A 1,991-nucleotide genomic window follows, 5' to 3' on the forward strand; every position below is an offset into this window, starting at 1 on the left:
AGCCACCATACCGTCTAGTCGGTATGGTTCGCTCATGGGCTCCAGCGAGGTTGCCGCATCCGCCGCGATCGACGCGGTGATCTTCGACTACGGCGGGGTGCTGACCACCCCTGGACGCACCGCGATCCAGGCCTGGGTCCGCGAAGAACGGATCGTGCCGGAATCCTTCTCCGCCGTGCTGAAGGAGTGGCTCTCCCGAAGAGCACCGCGCGGAACGCCCATTCACCGACTGGAAACCGGCGAGCTGACCGCTGAGGAGTTCAACGTCCTGCTCGCCGACAAGCTCAGCACCGAAGACGGCCGCCCGGTGGAACCAGCGGGACTGCTGCAACGGCTGTTCTCCCACATGCGGCGCAATCCGGGCATGCACGAACTCGTCCGCCAACTCCGCTCGTGCGGGATCCGCACCGCCCTGCTGTCCAACAGCTGGGGCAACAACTACCCGTGGGACGAGCTGGACGACCTGTTCGAATTCGCCGTCATCTCGGCCGAAGTCGGGATGCGCAAACCCGATCCGGACATCTACCAGCTCGCCCTGCAGCGGCTGGGAATCCCGCCGCAGCGAACGGTCTTCGTCGACGACGGTCGCCCCAACACCGAAGCGGCCCAACACCTGGGAATGCACGCGGTCCTGCACACCGACAACGACACCACCCGCCAGCAACTGGGCCGGCTCATCCCCCGGCTGATGAACACCGGCCGCGCACAAGCCGTTCCGCCGCAAGCAAAGGAGTGTGGATGAACGCCTCCGGTGAACTGCCGGGTTTGGACCTGGAGAAGCTGCGGGACTACCTGGCCCGAGAACAACCCGGTCTGATCAGCGGTCCGCTGTCCGGCGAGCTCATCCAGGGCGGCCGGTCGAACTTGACCTACCGGGTCACCGACGGCACCAAGCAACTGGTCGTCCGCCGCCCACCACTGGGCCACGTGCTGGCCACCGCTCACGACATGGGCCGAGAATTCCGCGTCATGTCAGCGCTTTCCGGCACTCCTGTGCCGGTTCCCGAGACGATAGCGCTGTGCTCGGACGAAACCGTGCTGGGCGCCCCCTTCTACGTGATGGAGCACGTGCCCGGCACGGTGTACCGGACACCGGAGCTGACCGGGAAGCTGAGCATCGACCAGCGCCGCCAGCTCTCCTGGCAGCTGATCGACGTGCTCGCCGAGCTGCACGGCACCGACCCGCAGCAGGTGGGGCTGGCCGACTTCGGCCGCCCGGAGGGGTTCCTCCAACGGCAGATCCGCCGCTGGAGCAAGCAGCTGGCGGCCTCCCGCAGTCGCGACATCCCCGGAATCGAGGAGCTGGCCGCAGAACTGGCCGAGCGGATTCCGCAGACCCGGCGAGCGGCCATCGTCCACGGTGACTACCGGCTGGACAACGTCTTGGTCGGCGAGGACCAGAACATCAGCGCCGTGCTCGACTGGGAAATGGCGACCCTCGGCGATCCGCTGACCGACCTCGGCCTGCTGGTGGTCTATTGGGAAGGGTTCAACGGAATCCAGGAGAACCCGATCGCCAAGGGAGTCGGCCCCGAGTACGGCTTCCCGAAGGCCACCGAGCTGCTCGACAGGTACTCCGCCAAGAGCGGCGCAGATCTGTCCTCTCTGGACTGGTACATCGCATTCGGGTACTTCAAGATCTCGGTGATCCTCGAAGGCATTCACTACCGGTTCATCCACAACCAAACCGTGGGTGAGGGATTCGAGCACGTCGGTGCACTGGTTGCACCTCTGGTCGCGCGGGGCCTGGCGGCCCTCAAGGAGGGATGACATGGATTTCGCCTTCGACGAGCGAACCGAAGAGCTGCGCCGAGAGCTGAACGCGTTCATGGACGAATGCGTTTACCCGGCCGAGGCGAAGCTGGCCGAGTGGCTGGCCACCACGGACGACCCCTACGGTCACCCGCCGATCGTCGAGGAGCTCAAGAAGGAAGCGCGCAAGCGCGGCCTGTGGAACCTGTTCCTGCCGGGCGAGCACGGCGCCGGGTTGA

General features: G+C 65.9%; 2 protein-coding genes and 1 pseudogene. All 3 read left to right on the forward strand.

Features of this window, described 5'->3' with window-relative positions; all coding sequences use genetic code 11:
• Window positions 1-34 precede the first annotated feature (34 nt).
• On the forward strand, window positions 35-742 hold the full coding sequence (locus SREC43747_RS0119135) for an HAD family hydrolase (RefSeq protein WP_037332753.1): 708 nt from the start codon (window positions 35-37) through the stop codon (window positions 740-742).
• A complete protein-coding gene (locus tag SREC43747_RS0119140; RefSeq protein ID WP_029722985.1) occupies window positions 739-1,770 on the forward strand; it encodes a phosphotransferase family protein in 1,032 nt (343 codons plus the stop codon). Before SREC43747_RS0119135 ends, SREC43747_RS0119140 begins: the two co-directional genes overlap by 4 nt.
• A gap of 1 nt (window position 1,771) precedes the next feature.
• A pseudogene (locus SREC43747_RS0119145) lies at window positions 1,772-1,991 on the forward strand (acyl-CoA dehydrogenase); the annotation flags it as partial.

Origin of the sequence: Saccharopolyspora rectivirgula DSM 43747, from assembly GCF_000497205.1 — a bacterium.
In the GTDB taxonomy this organism is placed as follows: Bacteria; Actinomycetota; Actinomycetes; order Mycobacteriales; family Pseudonocardiaceae; genus Saccharopolyspora; species Saccharopolyspora rectivirgula.